Genomic DNA, 20,964 nt, shown 5'->3' with positions numbered 1-20,964 from the left:
AGAAATGCGGTTGGGCGGACCTCGCCAGCTCGCGTCACGCGAAGCGTGCCGAGCCGCCGTCCAGAACGCTGGTCGCTCCCGCGTGTACGGCGAATTCGGTGCCGGCTTCGCCGGGCGCCGCCGTGATCTCCAACGTTTCGCCGGGACAAACCGGCGCGGCAAACCTGGCGCGCAATTCGGTGAGCTCGCACGGATGCCGGTCAGCGGCGTCCGCGATCGCGCGTGCGGCGATCCCGAGGGTGCACAGCCCATGCAGGATGGGCCGGTCGAATCCGTATCCGGTGGCCACTTCGGGGTCGATATGCACCGGATGCCGGTCGCCGGTCAGCCGGTACAGCGCGGCCAGGTTGTCCGGTAGGCGATACGTGGCGCGCCAGCCAGTTGCTGGTTCGCCACGAGAACTCGCGGGGCCGCGATCTCCACCCCAGCCGCCCATACCCGGCAGGAAAATCGAGTAGGTCGCGGTGAAATAGCTGCTGTCAACATCGATATCGACCATGGCCGCCTTGCCCTTGTCCCAGACCGCGGCGATTCGGCCAGTCAACTCGACCGTCCCGGCTGCCGGCAGTTCCCGGTACATGCGCAACCGCTGGGCGGCGTGCAGTGAACGAAGCGGGTCATAGCTGCCGATCTCACCAGCCGCCTCGACGGCCCAGAGACCAAGCGTGAGCCCGTACGTGGGCAACACCCGAAGGTCTCGCTCGTAGACCAGGCCCAGTCGCTCGGCTGGTGCTCCGACCGCGAGCGCATACAGCATCGCGTCCCGTTCGGTGTACCGCGCGGTGCGGGTGCCCAGGTCGTGCCCAACCAGGTCGGGCAGTCGCGGTGGCTGATCAGCCGCCTTCGTCGTCGCGTTCATTGCCCAGCTGCCTCCGATGGTTGCCTCGCTTGCGCCAGTGCGCTCGTTCGTTCGGGGGATTCGAGTAACCCGGTCCGGATCGCCTGCCAGTGCGATTCGTCGAATCGCCCTTCATCCAGGGCGGCAAGTAGCTCCTTGGTGTGCGCTAGTGCTGGCCGCGGGGCAGGTGGGAGCTCAGCGGCCAGCTGTTCCGCCCTGGCCAGTGCGGTACCGGTGCTGACCACTTCGGCCAGCAGGCCGGCCCGCACCGCCTCCGACGCGGTACAGCGTAGGCCGAACAACAGCAACCGACTGATGGTCGCCCGGTCGAGGCGCCGGTGGAACCGCTCGATACCGCGCGGGTTGTACAGCAGGCCCAACCGAATCGCCGGGACCCGCAGCCATGCCGATTCGCCACCGATGGTCATGTCACAGCTGAGTGCGAGTTCGACGGCGGCACCGATGCAGGCACCTTCGATCGCGGCGATCACTGGAACCGGTGTGGCGCGGATCGCCTCGCACGCCGCCGTCAGGGTGTCGTCGAAGGTGGCATCGGCCGCGGTGCCGGTGAGCTCATGGAGATCGGCGCCGGCGCTGAACGTCTCGTGGTTTCCGGTGAGCAGCACAGCGTGGGCGTCTCGCGACTGGTCGACAGTCGATCGGATCTCCCGCAGCATGGCGCGGGAAAGAGCGTTGCGTCGGTCCGGTACCGAGATGCCGATCCGCAACACATCGTTGGTCTGGGTGATCTTGAGCCCGGCGGTCACGAGGCGCGCCCCGTGGCTTGATGAAGCGGGGTCCGGTCGAAGCCGATCGCCACCTCGAGTTCCTCGGCAAGATCGAGCAGGAGCTGTTCACGATGCCGCGCGGCTACGAGCTGGGCCCCCACCGGCAGGCCACCCACGGTGCCGCAGGGTAGCGAGAGGGCAGGTGTACCGGCCACGTTGAACGGCGCGGCGAACGGGAAGGCCCCCCACAACGCACCGACCGGATGGCCGTCGATCGACTGAGGACGCTCACCAAGGGGGAATGCGGGCACGGCCGTGGTGGGAGTGAGCACGATGTCGACGGATTCGAAGAACTCCGCGATGGCCGCTCGGTAGGTGATCAGCGCCCTGCGCGCCGCGGTCACCGTCCCTGGCTCGAGTTCCCTCGCACCCCGCAACGTCGCTTGTTGGTAGTCGGTCAGCTCGACCTCGGTGTCCAGCAAGTCCCCCCGGTGGCGCCGCTCGTCGTCGAGTACCAGCGGTCCGAAGATCTCCTGCCAGCCACGCACTGGCAGATCGCATTCGGTGACCCGGTGTCCTGACTCGGCGAGTAGCTTCGCCACGTCGGCTACCGAGTCGGCGAGGTCGGGCTGTACGGGGCGACCTTCGGGTCGGGGGCACCAGGCAATCCGGAGCGAGCCGCCGGTGGGGCGCCGGGGATAGTCGCGGCCGGCGAGCACACCGAGTACGATCCGCGCGTCGTCCACACAGGACACGAGCGGCCCAGGGCTGACGAACTCCGTCATGGCCTGCAGGCCGTTCTCGTTGGGGCACAGACCGACCGTGGGCTTGACGCCGACAAGCCCACAGAACGCGGCGGGGATCCGCACCGAGCCACCACCGTCTGAACCCAAGGCCGTATGGGCAAGCCCGGCGGCCACGGACGCGGCGGCACCACCGCTCGAACCGCCTGGGGTCCGGTCGGTATCCCAGGGGTTCCGGGTGTCCGGGCCTAGCAGATTGTCGGTCGTGGCGGACTGGCCGAACTCGGCCGTATTGGTCTTGCCAACGAAAACGGCACCGGCCGCGCGCAGCCGGCGAACCGTGCCGGAATCGGCGCTCGCGGTGTTGCCACGGTGCACAAGGGAGCCATAGGTGGTGCGCGTACCTCGCACCTCGAAGGCATCCTTGACGGAGACCGGCACTCCGAGCAGTGGTCGCCGGTCGTCCGCACGGTACGCGATAGTTGCCGCCTCGGCCTGGCTGCTGGCAAGCGACGGGGTCACCGTCAAGTAGGCGTGCAGCTGGTCGTCCAGCTCGTCGATCCGTCGGAGCACATCGGCGGTCAGCTCCGCTGGGGACAGTTCGCCGGCCGCGAAGCTCGCGGTGAGCTCGCGGATGGGTAGCAGCAGCGGATCAACCATGGGGATATACCCCGCCACTGATCCCGTATACCTCGCCGGTGATGTAACCGGCGTCCGGACCGACCAGAAACGACACCAGCCCGGCGACATCCGCCGGCTGTCCCACGCGGCCCACCATGGAGCGGTGCTGCGCATACCCCTCGAAGAAACTGTCCGGATAGATCTTGCGAAGGAACTCGTTGTAGATCAGTCCCGGCGCGATCGCGTTGACCCGGATACCATGCGGGCCGTTTTCTGCGGCGGCGACCCTAGTCAATGCCTGCACACCCGCCTTGGCGGCGGAATAGGCGGCGCCGTGTTCGGTGCTGGTTTCCCATGCCGCGATCGAGCTGATGTTCACGACCGATCCGTGGCCCTGCGCGATCATCCGTGGTAAGGCGAACCGCATGGCGTAGAACGTCCCATTGAGATCAACATCGAGACACCGTTGCCAGGTCTCGACGGACATCTGCGCGACCGGCTCGATCTTGCTCCAGCCAGCGTTGTTGACAAGCACATCCAGCCGACCGCGCGCGGCAACCACCGAGTCCACCACCTGCTCGACCGCCGACTGGTCGGTGACATCGAGCGGGTAGGTGAGAAAAGGCCTGCCGTGCTCGGTCTCTAGTGCGTCGGCCAGCTCGGTCGCCCTGCGTTCGTGCGCGTCCGTGATGACTACGTCGAAACCGTCCGTGGCGAGCCTGCGTGCCGTCGCGGAACCGATCCCGGCACCGGCCGCGGCTGTGACGAGGGCTACCTGACGACTGTCCATGGTTCCGGTCTCCTTCAGTTGCCGCCGACCGCGGGAATGATCTGCTCCGCAAGCTGGGCCATGCGTCGCATCCGTCCACCGGAGAGCAATGCGACAGTGATCCGGTCGATGTCCAGTGCGGCGAGTTCGCGCAACCGTTCGACGCATTCCCGCTCGTTGCCGACGAGCGCCACCGAACGGACGAACTCGTCACTGACGAGTTGTTTGTGGTCGGCACGCAGGGACAGGTGGTCTACAAGGTGGTAGCCCTGTCGCGCGGCGGCGAACTCGGGTCGGAAGCGTTCCCATGCCGGTGGCATCTGCCGCCACACATCAAAGGTCGCCGCTTGGCTCGTCGCCCAGGCGCGCACCTCGCCAAGTGCGGTTTCGGTGTCGTCGGCGACACTCATGGTCACGACCAGATCGACAAGTACCTCGGCGCGATCCCTACCGGCATTGGCCAAGCCCTCGTTGAGATAGTCGAGTTGCCAGCGGCAGAACTCCGGGTCGGCGGCGCCCATCAGGATCGCGCCGTCGCACTTCTCCCCGGCAAGCCGGAGCATTCCTGGCTGGGAAACCGCGAGATAGATCGGAATCTGCCGTGTTGCCGTGGCGAGCTGGATCTGGCTGCCGTACAGGTCCACCTCGGCGCCACTGAACAATGCGCGGAACTCATCGATCCCTGCCCTGAGATCGCCCAGTTTGGACGGTTGACCACCCGCGCCGTATACCGAGGACCAGCCGGCGCCCAGCCCGAGCATGGCGTGCCCACCGGACAGTTCGTCGAGCGCGGCGGTGGCATTCGCGGTGACGGTGGGATGACGAGTCACGAGGTTCGTGACGGCCGCGCCGACGTGCATGCGGTCGGTGGCCAGGGCGGCGAGATTCATCGCCGCGTACACGTCTTTCATACCGAGTTGGAAGTCAATGAACCACATGGCATCGAAGCCGTAGTTCTCCGCTGCGGTGGCGAGCTCGCTGATTCGACTCAGCGGTTCGCGCGGGCTCACTCCCATGGACAGGCCCCAACGATCCATCTGTCAGCTCATCCCTTCCAGTGCGGTCGTGATACTCGCGGTGACGGCTTCGGGTTGTTCGACGTTCATCAGGTGGCCGGCATCGGCAATCTCGGTGTATGTCGCATGCGGCAGCGCCTCGCGGATGATGTCGGCGGCCTTGCGTGGGCAGAACGTGTCGTGTTCCGCGCCGATCACCGACACCGGGCAGCGCACCGAACCCAGTTCCGGGGTCAGTGGCGCCGACCGTAGCCCCGCCATCGCGCGTGCCGCGTTCGCGTACCCGCCGCCGTCGCCAACCGCGACGATCCGGCGTTGGGTGATCGCGTCGACATCACTCGCCGGATTGACCAGGGCGGCGGCGGTGTCGGCGTGCAGAGCTTCGGCCAGTGCGGAACTGTCCTGATCGGTCACCCTGCCAATCCGTTCGGCGTAGAACTCGGCGGCGGCGCGACCCACCACTGTGGAGGTGCCGATCAGCACGGCGCCCGTGACGAGATCCGGCTCCGCGGCCGCCGCGGCGAGCACCACTGTTCCACCAAGCGAGAAACCTACGCAGTAGGCCGGCCCGCTGACTTCCCGTAGAAAAGCGCCGAGGTCGTCGCGCAGCTGAGCAAGGGTGCCTTGGCCAACGCCCTGCGTGGTGCCGCCGTGTCCACGGAGGTCATAGGCGTAGGTCCGGAATCCGGCAAGCGTCTCTTGCTGGACGTGCCAGCTCAGGTGATCCTCGGCCAGGCCGTGCACCAGCACCACGGCGGGGCCCGAACCGGCTTCCCGATACCGTACGTCGATATCGCGCAGCGTGATGGTCGCGGTGGGTACGGCGTTCATCCCAGCTCCTTCGCCGCGCGCTCGCGCAGGTCAACCTTGCGGATCTTGCCGGTCGCGTTCTGTGGCATGCCATCGATGACCCAGAGCTTTTCCGGCCAGTGACGCTGAGGAAGTCCACGTTGACCGAGCCATTGGGTCAGGGTGGTCAGTTCGGGCAGCGTGCTGCTCGGCTCCACCACGGCGCAAATGCGTTCGCCGAGTCGCTCGTCGGGCACGCCGATCACCGCTACGCGCCGCACGGCAGGATGCGCCGCGAGGGCGTTTTCCAGTGGCACGGGGGAGATGTTGACCCCTCCTCGCACGATCAGATCCTTCAACCGACCGGTGAGTTTGAGGTACTCGACGCCGTCGACCTCGTCGAGCCTGGCGAGGTCGCCGGTACGGAAGAAACCGTGCTCGGTGAGCTGTTCGTGATAGAGCTCCGGTTGTCCAATGTAGCCGACGAAGACGCCAGGACCGCGCATCGCCAACTCGCCTTCGGTGCCTGGCTCGACCGGCTGGCCCCGCTCGTCCACCGTGCAAAGCTCCAGTCCGGGTAGGCCGGTGCCCGCGCTTGCCGCGACCAGCGAGGCCGGATCGGTTGGTAGACAGGTTGTCACGCCGCCCTCGGTCATGCCCCACAGCACGGAAACGAAGGTGTTCGGTGCGCATACCGCGGTCTGCTCGAGCAGGGCTGGCGGTACTGGCGCGCCACCGCAGAGGAAAGTACGCAAACTGCCGAGCGCGGCACGGTCGCCGTCCGCGGCGGTGTCCACCAGGTCCTTCAGGAAGGGTGTCGCGGCCGCGGTGAACGTAGCGCCGTGCGCATTGATGAGCTCCCTAGCGTGGCGGGGTTCCCATCGCTGCTGGAGTACGAGTTCGGCGCCGGTGAACAAGGACAGTCGCGCACCGTGCCAGGAACCGACGCTGTGCCCCAGTGGGGACGGCATGAAGATGGTGTCGCTCGCGGTGAGGTCGAATCGTCGCGCGAATCCGAGATTGACCGCGGACAAGGTGTTCTCGGTGTGTGCCACCGCCTTTGGCGGACCAGTGGTGCTCGAGGTGAACATCAACTGGGCGATATCCGGTAGGCCGGCGCGGGGCGTTGCCTCGGCGCGCTGCCCACCCGTGCGCACTGGTGTATCTGCATTGGACAGCCACAGGACGAGTGATCGGCCGCTGCGTTCCGCGGCACCGTACGCGGCGGCTCCGGCGCTGTTCCCGTGGTAGTCGGGTGCCGCGATCAAGGCCGCGGCACCGATCAAGTCGGCAACGTAGCCGAGCGTCTCGGGGTCCGTGGTGACCGGGATCGTCGCGGGAATCGCGCCGAGGCGAAGGCAGCCGAGGTAGGCGGTTTGCCAGAACACGGTGTTCGGCAGGCAGATCAACACGACGGCGCCGGCCTCGACGCCGTATCTAGCCAGGGTGGCCGCTGCGTGTTCGGCCGATCGCCACAGCTCGGCGCGATTCAGCCGCTGACCCTGATCGTCGCGCACGGCGGTGACGCTGGGTTCGGCGGAGACCAGCCGGGCGAACCTGGCGGTAACGGGTTCGTTGGGCCACCAGCCCTGTTGTCGGTAGTAGTCCGTCGCGGTGCCTTGCGGTATCTGGGACATCTCGACTCCTCGCCATGGGGGAGGGCGCCGAAGCCTCGTCCGGCGTGCTCCCATCGTCGGCTTAGTCTTCCGTCAAGTCAAGATAGTGACGTCGCTTTTTTTCGATACGCGAGTCGCTTCTGCCTCATCTGGCCCGTACGATGAATCCCGACGGGAACTCGAGAGGGCGAGGGAGGGCACCAGGTGACGGCGGTTCCGACGACTCCGAAGGGCAAGCGTACGAGGAGTCAGATCCTTGGTGCGGCGCGGCGAGTCTTCGCCAGGGACGGCTATGTTGGCGCGACGATGAGTGCCATCGCCGAGGAGACGGGGGTCTCGCTCGGCGGGTTGTATCGATACTTCACGAACAAGGAAGACGTCTTCGAGTCGCTCATCGGGGATATCCACGATGAGCTCTACCGTGTCAGTGGTACCACCGAGCACGACTTCGGCAGCGCGCCTTTCGACGCCTTGTTCGACGCGAATCTTGGCTACCTCGAACACTACTACGCGAACCGGGACGTGATGCGCGCGCTGATCGAAGCGGCCAATGTGGACGCGCGGTTTCGGGATTTCTGGTTCAAGATGCGCAATCGGCACATCGACCGGTTCGTTAGCTCGCTCCAGGCGCTGCATGGCATCAGTCGAAGCGGTGGTCTGCCCGCTCGGCACGTGGCGGAAGCCGCCGCGTGCATGGTGGAACAGTCCGCCTATGTCTGGTACGCGCACGAGGATCTGCGGGACGCGAGCGAAACCGTGCCTGTCTCCGACGCCGCGATGATCGTGACACGTGCCTGGCACGGCCTGTTCTTTCCTGGGGAGCGCGGCTCGGCATAGTGTTGTCGCCAAAAGCGAAGCCGTTTTCGTGAAAAAGCGATGTCACCCTCTTGACCGGAACGGGAAGACGTCGCAGCATGGTCAGATCGAGTCCCCGTGACCGTCCTCGTTGCTCGAGGGCACGGGTGCAGGCCGGGCCCTCGAGCCGGTGCTCATTCACCTCCCCGCCGATCGTGAGGTGCTGTCCATGGCGACACACGACATTCCGTCCCCGGAGGCCGCCGGGGTACCCACGCCGTCTCAGGACACCGTTGGAACCAATAGACGTGCCCGCAAGGCGATGCTCGGTGCCTGGTTTGGTTTCTACGTCGATCTGTTCGATATCTACTTGCCGATCGTGGCCCTGGCCCCGGCGATCGCCTACTTCGTATCGCCAGATCTTGGCACCACGGGCGTTGCCGTGGTCAGTGGCGCGATCTTCGCGTCTACATTGATCGGCCGCCCGGTCGGCGCCGCGATCTTTGGCAAGCTCGCGGACACCGTTGGGCGAAAGCGCGTGACGATCGTGGCGATCACCGGTGCTGGTGTGGTCACCCTGTTGATCGCGCTATTGCCCGGTTACCAACAGATCGGCATCGGCAGCGTGATTCTGTTCATCCTGCTCCGGTTGCTTGCCGGCGTCTTTCTCGGTGGCGAGTACACCGGGGCCAATCCGCTCGCGATGGAGGCGGCGCCACGACACAAGCGCGGGCTCTACAGTGGAATTATCAATACCGGGTTTCCGCTGGCGTATGCGTCCGTATCGCTGATCACCTTGCTACTGCTGCTTGTACTGCCCTCGAGCGGCGTGGACTCGGCCTATGCGCAGTGGGGATGGCGAGTTCCGTTCATCATCGGCGCCGTGCTGTCATTCGTGCTGGTGTGGTACTTCCACCGGTCCGTCGAAGAGTCCGAAGTGTTCACCAAGACCGAGCGGACCGAGTCACCGCTCAAACAGCTGTTCTCCGGTGCGAACCTCGGCAAGTTCTTCCAGGTCTTTGCCCTGATGACGGGTTTCTGGTTGTCGTTGCAACCGGTAGCCGCGAACCTGCCGATCTTGCTTGGCGATGACGGCGTTGGTCTCTCCAGTGAACTGGCCACGCTGCTTCTGGTCGTTTCCTATGTGTTGCTCGCCGGATCCCAGGTCGCTGCCGCCGTGCTCAGTCAGCGGTTCGGTCGGCGCCGTTTTCTGCTGTGGGCAAGCATGATGATGGCATGCGGAGCGGTACCACTGTATTTCCTTCTCGTGTATTTCGGGCACACGAGTACATTGTGGTCGATCTGCGCCACCATTCTGCTCGTACAGCTCGTGGTCGGCCCGTGGGGTATGCTGACCGCCTATATCAACGAGCGGTTCCCGACCTCGATTCGTGCCTCCGGATACGGCCTTGCGTACAGCCTTGCCGTGGTGGCGCCATCCTTCTACGCGTTCTACCAGGCTGGGCTGAGCGCGATCATGCCGTTCAACTACACGGGCATGGTGTTGCTCGCGGTAGGCGCGCTCTTTATCGTCGGGGCGGCGCTTGCCGGTCCGGAGACCAAGGACGTGAACTTCACCGAGGAATACGCTGACCAGGGTGGCGCCCGAGCTAGCCAGTAGCCACCGCGCCCATCGGACAGCGGGTTCGCGGGCGATGCGCCAAGGCCGGCGTAGGATGCGGAGCCATGTATGTCGTGCTCTCGGTCGCCGCGTCGTTGGACGGCTACATCGACGATGCGAGCGATGAGCGGTTATTGCTCTCCAACGCGGAAGACTTCGCCAGGGTTGACCGCATACGAGCCGACGCCGATGCGATCCTGGTTGGCGCGAACACGATTCGGGCGGACGATCCCCGGCTGTTGGTCCGATCTGAGCAGTACCGGCGGGAACGGGAAGCCGCCGGGCGTGGCTCTTCGCCGACCAAGGTCACCGTGACCAACGGCGGTGAGCTGAATCCTGATGCTCGGTTCTTCACCACTGGCGAATGCGCGAAGCTCGTGTATGTCGGTACCGCGGCCGCACACGCCACCGCGGACCGGTTGGGTGCTGCGGCTACCGTGGTCGATGCGGGGGATCCGGTCGAGGTGCATCAGGTGCTCGCCGATCTCGCCCGCAGGGGGATTCAGCGCCTACTCGTCGAAGGAGGTGGCGAGATGCACACGGCGTTTCTCACCGCGGATCTGGTCGACGAGCTGCATCTCGTCTACGCGCCGTTTTTCATCGGTGACCCGAACGCGCCCAGCTTCGTGCGGGCGGCGGCCTTCCCGCAAAGCCAGCACCGTCCAATGCGGCTACTGGAAGCGCTCCCGATCGGAGATCTGGTACTGCTGCGCTATCGAGTTCGTGGTGCCTAGCGTCGTCCCGAACTGGGCGCACCGTCCATGCCGCGCCGGCACCGGTGCTGGGCACGTGGTGTGGCGTTGGCGTGCCCAGCACCGGCGCCGCGGCCTGCCTCGCGGTCGGCCGTGACCAGCTACCGAGTGAAGAAGCGCTGATACTGGCGCTTGATCACACTGGCGTCGGCGGCCGTATCGAGGAACATCAGCGAGTCCGCCCGACAGTTGCACGGATTGCGTTCCCTGTCGTTCTGCGGGAAGCTACCGCCGATCTTGATTCCACGCGGGTTCGATGCCGTTGTGCCGGTCCCGTCGACCTGCCAGGGATCGCCGTCGACCGTATAGGAACCGGGAAGTGGCTTGCCGTTGGCGTACAACGCCATGGTTCCAGTGGTGAAGTCGAAGGTAGCGGCGAGATGGACCCATTGGCCAGGCGGCAGAACCTGCTGCCAGTCGTTGTGCGCTGCGAAGGTTTGCGATGCGCCGCCGTCGAGTCGTCGACCGAGCGCCACAAGTTTGAGCTCACCGTCGACCTCGATCAACTCGAGCAGGGCCCGCACATCGTGTCCGTCCGAATCGCCGCTGAGTACGCCGGCCAACCCGACCGCGTTGAACCGGTCGCGCGGGTCCGGAGCAGTGGGGTTCGGACTGGGATTCTCCCCGGTCATCTTGAACCAACCCATGATCGTCATCCCGTCGGCACCGTTGAAGGCACGCAACGACTCCACGCCGTCGCCGTCGTCACTCCACACGCCGGCTTTCCAATCGTCGTTGCCGGGCTGTTCCGGGGCGACCTGACGCAGTTGCAGGGCGTTGTTGCTGCCTGGAAAAGCGCCATCGGGCACTCGCATATCGGTACCGCCATTGAGGAGCTCGAGTAGCGTGTTCGAGTCGCCACGGTCGAGTTCCTGGGTGTCGTCCGCGGCGAACGGCCGTTCGAAGTCGTAATGTGCGACCAGATTGCCTGCCACCTGCTTGGTCACCTCGGACGGTACCGCTGGCCGAGTATCGGCGACCCGCCAGATCTTTCCGTTCGCCTTGGCCAGCAGGTACAGATTGTCCGAGGTGTCCATGCCGAAGCGCAGATCAACTCGGCCGTCCGCGACGAAATCGCTCATCCTGAGCTGGGTTCCGGAAGTGTCGAAAAGTTGCAGCTCATGAATGGGCGCGCGTGGCGCTCCGCGCTTCATTCGCGCGACGTCGGTGTAGAACACCTGACCATCAACGAGATCTCCGAAAATGTACTTGCCGCGTAGCTGCGGCAGCTCGGCACCGCGATACACCTGACCGCCGGAGATCGCATGCCCGCTGTCCGAATTGCATGGCCAGTTGAGTGGCGGATCGTGATCGTAGGCCGCGACTGGATAGGTATAGCCAAGTTCAGCGTCGTCGTCGGGCAGTGGATAGAGGTAGCACTGGTGCTCAGGGTCGAACCTGAACCTGCCTTCGCGTTCGCTCCAGCCGAGATTGTCACCGGCACGTACCTCATACACCGCTTCGATCGCGTGCTGTCCGATGTGGCCGAGATACATCGCGTTCCTACCGGCTGGATCCCAGGTGAAACGATGCGGGTCGCGCATCCCGTAGGCGTAGATCTCGCCGAGCGTCGACTGCTGGCCCACAAAGGGATTGTCCGGCGGTATTCCATAGGCACCGTTGGGTCCATTGTCACCGGACGGGTCGATTCGCAGGATCTTGCCTGCCGGGTTGGTCAGGTCCTGTGGAACGTCAGTGCCGACGCCGATACCGCCGTCGCCGACCGCGAGGTACAGCAACCCGTAATCCGGGTCCGCGGGACGGGCGGTCGGATTGAAATCGATCTGCTGTATCGCGTGGATCTGGGTAGTGAACCCGAACCGGAAGATCTCCCGGTGTGTTCCGTGGAACTCGTTCGCGCCTGGGTCACTGGCCGTCCACTCGGTTACCACGCTCTGCACGGTGGCGTCCGGCTGGTTGGGGTACGTTGGTTCCTCGGTTTCGATCGCCTTCTCGTCTTCGGTGTGGACGGTGTAGAACTTGCCGTTCTTGGCGAACTCAGGATGGAAGGTAACGAACCCGAACCCGCTGCCGAGTCCTCGGCCGGAGAAGAAACGGTCGAAACGGGAAGCGAAGTCCAGGTACACGTGCTGATCCTTGCCGTCGAGCAGATACAGCGGACCATTCAGGTCTGGGACGTAGCGCCGGCCGGATTCATCTGGGACCTCGCCGATGTAGTTGATCCGGTTGTGCCGCATCAGACGTTCGTCGGTGGGGTCCGGAATCGGGTCAGTAGCCGGGAGCTGGGCGTACTCTTCCAGTACGAGGCCCAGACTGGCGCGTTCCGGGTCCTCGGGTATCGGATCAGTGATCGGTTCCGCCGCGCCTTCTGCCGTCGTGGGCACGGCCAACACTGGTGGTGCCGCGAGTGCTCCGGTCAGTGCGATCGCGGTGACCGCGGAAAGCCACCAGGTGCGTTTCTGCCTCATCGAACTCCACTCCTCGTCATCGACGGGTTGGGTACTTGGTCGAGCGCCACGAAACGCGGTACGGAAATCAGTCAGGGTCCGCCGTGCACAGGTGTGGCGCGACGAGCTCCGCGTACCGTCGGGTGATGGTCGCCAGCACGTCAGCACCGGGCGCGGCCCAGACGGCCTCGTTGAAGATCTCCACCTCGATGTCACCCTGATATCCAGTGGCGGCAACCGCCTCGGTCAACACACCAAAGTCGATATGCCCGTCTCCAGGCATGCCCCGGTTGAGTAGCGCATCCGGCGGGAGCGGAGTAATCCATTCGCTTACCTGGTAGCTGACCACTCGGTCACCCGCCCTGGCGATCTGCGCGATGACGTCGGGATCCCACCACACATGGAAGGTGTCGACGACCACCCCGACCTCCGCTGCCGGAAAGCACTCGGCGATGTCGAGCGCTTGACGGAGTGTGGAGATGACTCCACGGTCAGCGGCAAAGATCGGATGCATCGGTTCAAGGCCGAGCCGCACACCGCGCTCCCGTGCGGCCGGGACGAGCCCGCCAACAGCCTCGGCCACCCGTTCTCGCGCGCCGGTCAGATCGCGATCTCGATCGGGAAGGCCGCCGGGAACCAGAACCAGGGTGTCGCAGCCGAGCTCGGCGGCCTCGTCGAGAGCCATCAGATTGTCGCGCCGCGCCTTGTGCAGGGCGGTTGGATCCGCCGCGGTGAAAAAACCACCCCGGCAGAGACTGGACACCCGTAGGCCGGCGTCGTTGAGCATCCGCGCCGCAGTAGGTAACCCGGCTTCGGCCACGGGTTCCCGCCAGACGCCGATCGCGTTGATTCCCGCGTCCACGCAACCGGTAACCGCCTCCCGCAAGGACCAGTGCGCGACAGTTCGTTGGTTCAGGGATAGGCGGGTGAGGCGGCGGTCGCCTGGGCTCGGCGTGTCGATCCGGGCGGGCGCGCCGGTGGGAACATCGCGGGCACCGTCGACACCGCCGGTCATCGTCGCGCTCCCATCGTGTCGAGATAACTCCGCATCCGGTACGCGGCCAGTTCCGGGTCGGGCAGTAGCCGCGCGGCGTTTGCCAGGTCGAATACGCGAGCCAGGTGAGGGACGCTACGCGCCGACTGCAGGCCAGCGAGCATGCTGAAACCAGGCTGGTGTCCGCTCAGCCAGGCGAGGAACGCGATCCCGGTCTTGTAGTAGAACGTGGGAGTAGCGAAGATGTGCCGGGATAGCTCCAACGTCGGTGCGAACTCGGCGTCGAAGGTACTGACGTCGTTCTCGTCGAGCGCATGCAGTGCGGCCGACGCGGCAGGCGCGATGGCCGAGAACGCGCCAAGGAGCGCGTCCGAATGATACTGACCATCGCCACGAATCAGTTCTGGGTAATGGAAATCGTCGCCGGTATACAGCCGTACTCCAGACGGTAGGCGGGCGCGGAGTGCGCGTTCGTGTGTCGCGGACAGCAGCGAGACCTTGACCCCGTCGATCCGACTCGCGTGCCGGTACACCAGATCCAGAAAGGTAGCCGTTGCGGTTGCTTCGTCGGAGGAACCCCAGTAGCCGGCGAGGTTTGGGTCGAAGGCGGCACCGAGCCAGTGCAGTATCACCGGCTCGCTCACCTGACTGAGGATCTTGTCGTATACGCCCAGGTAATCCTCGGCGGACCGACCAAGGGCGGCCAGCTGCCGCGATGCCATGATGATGACCTGTGATCCGGTGGAAGCCACGAACTCAATCTGTTCCTCGTAGGCACTGGTCACCGCGTCCAGATCGGTCAGTTCCGCGCGATGGTCGGTACCGGCGCCGGATGCGATACGCGCGCCGCAGGATCGCGCCTGCGCCGCACTACGCCGCACCAGTTCCTGGATCGCCGGCCAGTCGAGCCCCATGTTTCGCTGCGCGGTGTCCATCGCCTCCGCGACACCCAGGCCATAGCGAAACAGGTGCTGCCGGAACGCCAATGTGGAATCCCAGTCAACCGAGGATGGCGCGCCGGGCGTGTTGTCGCCAAGCGGGTTGGCGACGACGTGTGCCGCGGCGAAAGCGATTCGTGAGCGATACGGCTGCGGATGTTCTCGCCAGCCACGCGGCGCCCGCAGTTCGACGTCGCTCCAGACGCCATCGGCCGTCGGTAGGCTGATCTTCATGCTTCGTCCTGAGCTGGCAGTTCGACGCGGCGTCCCGCCGTGGAGGAGGCCAGCCCGGCATCGGCTAGGCGTAGGCCGCGGACCCCTGCGGCGAGATCGTAGGGATGGGGGCGGCCGTGATGAACGTCGAGCAGGAATCGTTCCCACTGCGCCCGAAACCCGTTGCCAAACTCCTGATTGTCCGGCACCTCGTCCCATTGCTCGCGGAAGTTCTCGGTGGTGGGCAAGTCCGGGTTCCATACCGGCTTCGGGGTACGCACCCGAGGCTGAATTCGACAGCCAAACAGGCCGGCTACCGCGGAACCGTGGGTTCCGTCCACCTGGAACTCGACAAGTTCCTTACGCTCGACCCGCACCGCCCATGAGGAATTGATCTGTGCGATCACGCCACCGGCCAGCTCGAAGATGGCATATGCGGCATCGTCCGCGGTGGCGTCATACCTGTTGCCTTGTTCGTCCCAGCGTTCCGGAATATGCGTGACGGCCTTGGCCGTCACCGCGCACACTCTGCCGAAGAGGTTCTCCAGGACGTAGTTCCAATGGCAGAACATATCCAGCACGACGCCCCCGCCGTCCTCGGCACGGTAGTTCCAGCTCGGGCGTTGCGCGGGAGTCAGATCTCCTTCGAACACCCAGTAACCGAACTCCCCACGTACCGACAGGATTCGGCCGAAGAACCCGGCATCAATCAGCCTTTTGAGCTTGCGCAAGCCTGGCAGGTAGATCTTGTCGTGCACGACTCCGTTGATCACACCGGCGGCCTTCGCGGCGCGGACGAGCTCGAGCCCTTCCGGGACGGTGCGCGCGACGGGCTTCTCCGTGTAGATGTGTTTGCCGGCCTGGATAGCCTTGAGGATGGCCTTCTTCCGTTCGCTGGTCGCCTGGGTATCGAAGTAGATTCGCGCTCGGTCCTCGGCTAGCGCGGCATCCAGATCCGTCGTCCAGTCGGGGATGTCGAGCTCCTGTGCGATGCGGTCGAGCTTGGCCGCGTTCCGGCCGACGAGGACGGGTTCGACAAGGACGCGATCTCCATCGTCGAGCGCGATACCACCCTCGTTTCGGATAGCGAGTAGTGAGCGCAGCAGGTGCTGGTAATAGCCCATCCTGCCGGTGACGCCGTTCATCAGGATCCGGTAAGTGTGCTCTGTCATCGTTGGCTGGCTCCCAGTTCGATGCGGGCGTGGTCACCGTTGCGGGCCACGGTGTCGATGGAGTAGGGCGTCAGTCGGTGACGGTTGGCGCGTGTGGTGCGGCGCGCCGGTTGCCCAGGTACAGCTCGCCCAGCCGGGGGTCGGCGAGCAGTTCGGTGGCTGGCCCGGATATATGCACCCGGCCGAGATCTAGCACGCAGCCGAGATCGGCGGTCTCCAGGGCGCGGCGCGCGTTCTGTTCGACCAGCAATACCGCCGTACCTGCCGAGCGCATCCTCGCGATCTGCTCGAATACCGTTTCGGTCGCCCGTGGGTCGAGGCCCATCGATGGCTCGTCCAGCAGCACCACCCGGGGACTGACCATGAGCGAGCGGGCGAACTCGACCTGTTTCTGCTGCCCTCCGGATAGCGCGCCGGCAAGCGAGTTCCACCGTTCCGCGACGACGGGAAACAGGTTCTTCACGAAGTCGACGCGCTCGGCGATGTCGGCCTTGCTCGTGACCGTGTAGGCGCCGAGCCGCACGTTCTCCGCGACGGACAATTCCTTGAAGACGCTGTGCCCCTGCAGGACGTGCGACAGGCCAGCGCTCAGCATTCGGCGGGGCGTATATCGCGTGGCTTCCTGTCCACCCACCAGAATGCGTCCGGAACGCGGTGTGAGCATGCCGCTGGCGACCTTGAGCACGGTTGATTTACCCGCGCCGTTCGGGCCCACCAGACACACCACGCGCGCCGGCGGCACGCGCACCGTCAGGCCACGGAGTACGAGCGCGGCCCTGCCGTAGCCAGCCTCGATGTCCACAAGTTCGAGGAGATGGTTTCCGCTTGGCTGTTGTTCAGACGCCAAGGTAGGCCTCCAGCACGCGTGGGTCATCCTGGACGACCTCGGGCGCCCCGGCAGCGATGGGGCTGCCCCGGTCGAAGACGACGATGTGGTCAGACAAACTCATGATCATGTCCATGTTGTGCTCGACGATGAGGAAGGTTTTGCCTTCCGAGTTGAGGGTGCGCACCAGGCCCCCGATCCGGTCGATCAACGCCGGGTTCACCCCGCCCGCTGGTTCATCCAGCATGATCGTTTCCGGGTCGGCCATCAGTACACCGGCAAGTTCAAGCAGCTTTTGCTGGCCGTAGGACAGGTCACGTGCCTCCGCGTGCTCGAGATGATCGATGCCAACCCTGGTGAGCAGTTCGCGGGCCCGATCGATATCGGTGCGCTGGCGGGCGGAAACCAGCTTGCCCAGTACCGTGCCGGACCGGACGGATACCAGCATGTTCTCCAGCACTGTCATTCTCGGGAAGATTCGACACAGCTGAAAACTGCGTCCGATACCGGCCTGGGCGATCCGGTGCGGCGGTCGACCGGTGATGTCGTTGCCGCGGTAGCTCACCGACCCGGAATCCGGTTTGATCATGCCGGTGACACAGTTGAAGTAGGTTGTTTTGCCGGATCCGTTCGGTCCGATCACCGCATTGATCTTGCCTGGCAGGAACGTGACGGTCGCGTCATCGACGGCGCGGACACCGCCAAAGGACTTGCTCAACCCCACGGTGGCGAGGCTGCCGGCCAGAGGTTCGGCTCGCGGTTGCATCTCGGTGTCGCTCATCCGCTGACCTCCTCCTTTGTCCCGGTACCGCGATCCGTAGCGGACTCTTCGCGCGATCCGGTGGCGTCTCTGGTGAGCTCCTCTTGCGTTACCTCACGGATAGAAGTCGCTTGTGGACGGAAGCGGATCACCAGCCCGCGTAATGCGGGAAGGATGCCGTCTGGCATGAAGAGCACCACGATGCCGAGTAATACTCCGAGCGCGACCAGATGAATCTGCGTGTCGCCGTACTGCGCCTTGAAAAACTCCATCGCGTAGCCGACGATCACCGCGCCAAGGATCGGACCGAACACATTCCGGATACCGCCGAGCAGGCTCATCAGCACCATGTAGGAACCAGTGAGGATGGAGAACTGGAAGATCGGATCGAGGAATCCGAACCACAAGGCGTACATACCGCCGCCGAGTGCGGTAAAGAACGCCGAGATGACAAAGACCACCAACTTGTAGGCGAACGTCGGTACGCCCAGGGACTGCGCTTTGTCCTCGTCTTCGCGGATCGCTTTGAGGCCAGTGCCGAAACGGGATCGGTCGATCAGCCACCAGCAGAGTACCGCGATCGCGAGCAGTACGGCGTGTAAGTAGAAGAACCGTTCGTGTTGTTCGGGACGCAGTACCTCGTCGCCGAAGGGGCGCGGCACCCGTAGTCCGTTGGAGCCACCGGTGAATGATCCCCAGCTCTGGAAGACGAGCAGCAGGATCAGTACCAGCGCGATGGACACGATGACGAATGAGGCGCCCCGAACGCGCAAACTGGCTATGCCGATCGGGATGGCCAGCAACGCGACGATGACGCCGCCGAGGAACATGGCCAGCCAGGGGTTGACGCCGGTGTGCAGGATCAGCAGTACCGTGGCGTAGCCGCCGAGGCCGGAGTACGAGGCGTGGCCGAGCGAGATGTATCCAGTGAACCCGCCGACGAAGTTCCACGATGTAGCCAGTACGGCGTAGCTCATGATGATCACGCCGACGGACAGGATGAATGGATCGGCCGCCATACGGGGGAAGGCGACGACGAAGACGACGAGCGCGAGCAGCCCGGTCAGCTTCGCGACGCGTGCTCTCGGCCAGCCGGCGGCACTGCTGGCGACCACGGTGCGGCTAGAATCGTTGCGCAAGACGGTCTCCGAAGAATCCCTGGGGATGCAGCATCAGGGTGGCGAACAGCGCAAGGTAGAAGAAGGTCTGCGCCCAGGTGGTACCTAGCGGGATTTGCAGCAGGCTCTGTCCGAGGCCGAGTGCCATCGCGGCAATCGCGGCGCCGGGGATGCTGCCAAGTCCGCCGACCACGATGATCGCCATCAGCGGGCCGATCCAGTGCCAGTGCAACGACGGGTAGATCGTGGAATCCAGCGCCAAAGCCGTACCGCCGATCGCGGCCGTGGCGAGACCGAGACCGAAACCGTAGCCGGCCACGCGGTCGGTGTTGATCCCGACGAGCTGAGCAGCTTCCGGATGTTGGATCGTGGCACGGAGCGCCTGCCCGAGTGGGGTGAACTTGAGCAGTACGTACAAACCGGCCAGGGCGATCGCGGCAAGCCCAAAGGCGATCAGCTTGACCAGTGCGATGTTCGCCCCAAAGATCTCGAAGCTGGTGCCAGCATACGGTAGTTGGATCCGGCGATGGGTACCGCCGAACAGAAAACCAAGGGTCCCTTCGATTACCAACGCGACGGAAAACGTGAGCAGCACCGACATCATGGTGAGCGTTGCCGGGCGCAGTCGGGAGATCAGCAGGCGTTGCATCACTACGCCGACACCGAAGAAGAGCGGCACGGTGAACACGAGTGAGAGCAAGGGATCCAGCCCGGTTTGCTGACTGAAGTACCACGCGAGGTATGCCGCGAGGATCAGGAACGCGGAATGCGCGATCATGACCACGCGCATCACTCCGAAGTACAGCGTCAACCCGGCGGCGAGCAGGGCGTAGAGACCGCCAAGCAGCACGCCAAGCACGAGGCTTTGCAGCAGAAGTGATCCGGTCACGCCAGCATCACCAGTTCGGTTTCGGGTGGATGAAATCGGCTTCCTTCGTCTCGTCTGGAAGCACGATCTTGATCTCGCCGTCGACGTACTGCTGGATGAGGTGCGCACCTTGCGGCTTGCCGGTCTTGTCCCAGCTCAACGGGCCGACCACGGTGTCGACTTCGTTGTTGTGCAGCCAATCGACCAGCTTCTGTTGGCATTCCGGATCGGGATTCGCGCAACCAACGGCTTCGACGGCGGCCGCGACGACCTGTCCGGTGGTCCAGGCATTGGCTTCATCCTCATTGGGCTCGTTACCGTGTCGTTCCGTGTAGAACTCGACAAATTCCCTGTTAGTGGGGAACTTCGCCTCCGGCGTGTAGCCGGTCGGGGACAGGATGCCTTCGGTCTGTCGCCCGATTGCCCTGGGGAACTCCGGATTCGTTGGTGCGGTGGAGAAAGCAGCCATATCCGGCTGGTAGCCGAGCTGACGTAGTGCGACGATCAGGTTCACCGCGTCCTGGTATTGCGTACCACCGACCACGATATCCGCTCGAGAGTCCGCGATCTTCGCCGCTATCGAGCCGAAGTCCGTGGTGTTGGGTGGGTATACCTCGTCGACCACGGTGCGGATACCAGCGTCTTGCAGCTTGTTCTTCAGCCCGTAGGCGGTGCCTTGTGCGAACGGGTCGTCCATCGCGGCGTAGGCGGCGGTTTTCGGTCGCTGGTTCGGCGGCAGCGCGGTGATCTCGTCGGCGAGGTGGTTGTAATGGTCTTCGGCGATGGCTGGTGCCGCGTAGAAGAGATTGTCGAAGCCCTGCTCGAAGACCTCTTCCGCGGCTCCCGCCGGTTCGACGAACAGGAAACCGTAGTCTTGCGCGACCTGCGCCGCGGGTACCACGAGTCGGGTCGAGAACGGCCCGAAGACGAGGTCGACACCGTCCTGGTTGATCAGCTTCTCGTAGTCGGTGGCAACTCGGTCGGCATTCGATTGGTCGTCCAGAATGTTCAACTCTACTTGCCGGCCAAGGAGTCCGCCGTTCTGGTTGACGTGGGCAGCCCACGCTTCGTAGCCCCGCTGGACACCCTTACCCGGTTCGGAGAAATCGCCGGTCAATGGTAAGGAAATGCCGATCTGGATCGGCCCCTCGCCGTCGTCCCCGCTCGCACCAGTGCTCCCGCTGAGACAGCCGGACAGGGTCAGAGCGGCAGCGGCCACGAGCGCGCCGATTCGAAAGTTCTTGGAAGTAGTCATGATTCACCCGTCGTTGGGGTCATGGCGTAAGCGCTTACGTAAGCGCTTACGGTAGAATATGGAGTACCGCCCGTGCTGGCAAGTGGCTCCGCGAGATCATGTGTAGTCACGGCGTGCTGACGTT

19 protein-coding genes are annotated in these 20,964 nt (G+C 64.6%); 3 read left to right on the top strand and 16 right to left on the bottom strand.

All coding sequences use genetic code 11. The annotated features are described in order from the left end of the window. Positions 1-34: 34 nt before the first annotated feature. The 7 genes from EV191_RS21870 to EV191_RS21840 are packed head-to-tail and all read right to left on the bottom strand — an operon-like array spanning position 35 to position 7,141. Positions 35-859, bottom strand: a complete 825-nt coding sequence (locus EV191_RS21870) for a MaoC/PaaZ C-terminal domain-containing protein (RefSeq protein WP_132879020.1) — start codon at positions 857-859, stop codon at positions 35-37. Then, positions 856-1,605 (bottom strand): enoyl-CoA hydratase/isomerase family protein, encoded by a 750-nt coding sequence (locus EV191_RS21865; protein WP_132879019.1) that lies wholly within the window; start codon positions 1,603-1,605, stop codon positions 856-858. Before EV191_RS21865 ends, EV191_RS21870 begins: the two co-directional genes overlap by 4 nt. Beyond that, positions 1,602-2,969 carry an amidase gene (locus tag EV191_RS21860; protein ID WP_132879018.1) on the bottom strand — a complete coding sequence of 456 codons (1,368 nt, stop codon included), beginning with the start codon at positions 2,967-2,969 and terminating at the stop codon, positions 1,602-1,604. The genes EV191_RS21865 and EV191_RS21860 overlap by 4 nt, the downstream gene beginning before the upstream one ends. Beyond that, positions 2,962-3,720, bottom strand: coding sequence for an SDR family NAD(P)-dependent oxidoreductase (locus EV191_RS21855; RefSeq protein ID WP_165913047.1), 759 nt, complete (start codon positions 3,718-3,720; stop codon positions 2,962-2,964). Before EV191_RS21855 ends, EV191_RS21860 begins: the two co-directional genes overlap by 8 nt. Positions 3,721-3,734: 14 nt before the next feature. After that, a complete protein-coding gene (locus EV191_RS21850; protein ID WP_132879016.1) occupies positions 3,735-4,736 on the bottom strand; it encodes an LLM class flavin-dependent oxidoreductase in 1,002 nt (333 codons plus the stop codon). Positions 4,737-4,739: 3 nt separating this feature from the next. Then, positions 4,740-5,546 carry an alpha/beta fold hydrolase gene (locus EV191_RS21845; protein ID WP_132879015.1) on the bottom strand — a complete coding sequence of 269 codons (807 nt, stop codon included), beginning with the start codon at positions 5,544-5,546 and terminating at the stop codon, positions 4,740-4,742. After that, a complete protein-coding gene (locus EV191_RS21840; RefSeq protein WP_165913046.1) occupies positions 5,543-7,141 on the bottom strand; it encodes an AMP-binding protein in 1,599 nt (532 codons plus the stop codon). Before EV191_RS21840 ends, EV191_RS21845 begins: the two co-directional genes overlap by 4 nt. 183 nt (positions 7,142-7,324) lie before the next feature. On the opposite strand from EV191_RS21840, the gene EV191_RS21835 reads away from it, so the two are divergent. From EV191_RS21835 to EV191_RS21825, 3 genes are all read left to right on the top strand, one after another. Beyond that, on the top strand, positions 7,325-7,957 hold the full coding sequence (locus EV191_RS21835) for a TetR/AcrR family transcriptional regulator (RefSeq protein WP_132879013.1): 633 nt from the start codon (positions 7,325-7,327) through the stop codon (positions 7,955-7,957). 187 nt (positions 7,958-8,144) lie between these two features. After that, complete coding sequence (locus tag EV191_RS21830) at positions 8,145-9,536, top strand: MFS transporter (protein ID WP_132879012.1); 1,392 nt, start codon at positions 8,145-8,147, stop codon at positions 9,534-9,536. 65 nt (positions 9,537-9,601) lie between these two features. After that, a complete protein-coding gene (locus EV191_RS21825) occupies positions 9,602-10,270 on the top strand; it encodes a RibD family protein (RefSeq protein WP_132879011.1) in 669 nt (222 codons plus the stop codon). Positions 10,271-10,389: 119 nt separating this feature from the next. Here the strand turns inward: EV191_RS21825 and EV191_RS21820 are convergent, their stop codons facing one another. The 9 genes from EV191_RS21820 to EV191_RS21780 all read right to left on the bottom strand — a co-directional run bounded on the left by EV191_RS21820 (position 10,390) and on the right by EV191_RS21780 (position 20,840). Then, positions 10,390-12,717 carry a PQQ-dependent sugar dehydrogenase gene (locus EV191_RS21820; protein WP_132879010.1) on the bottom strand — a complete coding sequence of 776 codons (2,328 nt, stop codon included), beginning with the start codon at positions 12,715-12,717 and terminating at the stop codon, positions 10,390-10,392. Between the two features lie 67 nt (positions 12,718-12,784). Continuing rightward, entirely contained in the window at positions 12,785-13,711 is a 927-nt protein-coding gene (locus EV191_RS21815; RefSeq protein ID WP_132879009.1) for a sugar phosphate isomerase/epimerase family protein, read from the bottom strand. Then, positions 13,708-14,862 (bottom strand): dihydrodipicolinate synthase family protein, encoded by a 1,155-nt coding sequence (locus EV191_RS21810; protein ID WP_132879008.1) that lies wholly within the window; start codon positions 14,860-14,862, stop codon positions 13,708-13,710. Before EV191_RS21810 ends, EV191_RS21815 begins: the two co-directional genes overlap by 4 nt. Then, positions 14,859-16,013 carry a Gfo/Idh/MocA family protein gene (locus EV191_RS21805; protein ID WP_243659129.1) on the bottom strand — a complete coding sequence of 385 codons (1,155 nt, stop codon included), beginning with the start codon at positions 16,011-16,013 and terminating at the stop codon, positions 14,859-14,861. Before EV191_RS21805 ends, EV191_RS21810 begins: the two co-directional genes overlap by 4 nt. 70 nt (positions 16,014-16,083) lie before the next feature. Next, on the bottom strand, positions 16,084-16,860 hold the full coding sequence (locus EV191_RS21800; protein ID WP_243659128.1) for an ABC transporter ATP-binding protein: 777 nt from the start codon (positions 16,858-16,860) through the stop codon (positions 16,084-16,086). Further along, positions 16,850-17,620 (bottom strand): ABC transporter ATP-binding protein, encoded by a 771-nt coding sequence (locus EV191_RS21795; protein WP_243659127.1) that lies wholly within the window; start codon positions 17,618-17,620, stop codon positions 16,850-16,852. The genes EV191_RS21800 and EV191_RS21795 overlap by 11 nt, the downstream gene beginning before the upstream one ends. Further along, on the bottom strand, positions 17,617-18,738 hold the full coding sequence (locus tag EV191_RS21790; protein ID WP_243659126.1) for a branched-chain amino acid ABC transporter permease: 1,122 nt from the start codon (positions 18,736-18,738) through the stop codon (positions 17,617-17,619). The genes EV191_RS21795 and EV191_RS21790 overlap by 4 nt, the downstream gene beginning before the upstream one ends. Next, on the bottom strand, positions 18,722-19,606 hold the full coding sequence (locus EV191_RS21785; protein ID WP_132879006.1) for a branched-chain amino acid ABC transporter permease: 885 nt from the start codon (positions 19,604-19,606) through the stop codon (positions 18,722-18,724). Before EV191_RS21785 ends, EV191_RS21790 begins: the two co-directional genes overlap by 17 nt. Before the next feature lie 7 nt (positions 19,607-19,613). Further along, positions 19,614-20,840, bottom strand: a complete 1,227-nt coding sequence (locus EV191_RS21780) for an amino acid ABC transporter substrate-binding protein (RefSeq protein WP_243659125.1) — start codon at positions 20,838-20,840, stop codon at positions 19,614-19,616. Between the last annotated feature and the right edge of the window lie 124 nt (positions 20,841-20,964).

This window comes from Tamaricihabitans halophyticus, from assembly GCF_004340875.1.
Taxonomy (GTDB): Bacteria; Actinomycetota; Actinomycetes; order Mycobacteriales; family Pseudonocardiaceae; genus Tamaricihabitans; species Tamaricihabitans halophyticus.
Note: the sequence above shows the minus strand (reverse complement) of the source record. Positions and strands in the feature narration are given on the sequence as shown.

Bases quoted from the DNA above. Each gene is read 5' to 3' on its own strand.
- EV191_RS21795 (WP_243659127.1), bottom strand. From the start codon at position 17,620: ATGAGCGACACCGAGATGCAACCGCGAGCCGAACCTCTGGCCGGCAGC.
- EV191_RS21845 (WP_132879015.1), bottom strand. From the start codon at position 5,546: ATGAACGCCGTACCCACCGCGACCATCACGCTGCGCGATATCGACGTA.
- EV191_RS21810 (WP_132879008.1), bottom strand. From the start codon at position 14,862: ATGAAGATCAGCCTACCGACGGCCGATGGCGTCTGGAGCGACGTCGAA.
- EV191_RS21855 (WP_165913047.1), bottom strand. From the start codon at position 3,720: ATGGACAGTCGTCAGGTAGCCCTCGTCACAGCCGCGGCCGGTGCCGGG.
- EV191_RS21825 (WP_132879011.1), top strand. From the start codon at position 9,602: ATGTATGTCGTGCTCTCGGTCGCCGCGTCGTTGGACGGCTACATCGAC.
- EV191_RS21840 (WP_165913046.1), bottom strand. From the start codon at position 7,141: ATGTCCCAGATACCGCAAGGCACCGCGACGGACTACTACCGACAACAG.
- EV191_RS21820 (WP_132879010.1), bottom strand. From the start codon at position 12,717: ATGAGGCAGAAACGCACCTGGTGGCTTTCCGCGGTCACCGCGATCGCA.
- EV191_RS21830 (WP_132879012.1), top strand. From the start codon at position 8,145: ATGGCGACACACGACATTCCGTCCCCGGAGGCCGCCGGGGTACCCACG.
- EV191_RS21805 (WP_243659129.1), bottom strand. From the start codon at position 16,013: ATGACAGAGCACACTTACCGGATCCTGATGAACGGCGTCACCGGCAGG.
- EV191_RS21850 (WP_132879016.1), bottom strand. From the start codon at position 4,736: ATGGATCGTTGGGGCCTGTCCATGGGAGTGAGCCCGCGCGAACCGCTG.
- EV191_RS21860 (WP_132879018.1), bottom strand. From the start codon at position 2,969: ATGGTTGATCCGCTGCTGCTACCCATCCGCGAGCTCACCGCGAGCTTC.
- EV191_RS21870 (WP_132879020.1), bottom strand. From the start codon at position 859: ATGAACGCGACGACGAAGGCGGCTGATCAGCCACCGCGACTGCCCGAC.
- EV191_RS21815 (WP_132879009.1), bottom strand. From the start codon at position 13,711: ATGACCGGCGGTGTCGACGGTGCCCGCGATGTTCCCACCGGCGCGCCC.
- EV191_RS21780 (WP_243659125.1), bottom strand. From the start codon at position 20,840: ATGACTACTTCCAAGAACTTTCGAATCGGCGCGCTCGTGGCCGCTGCC.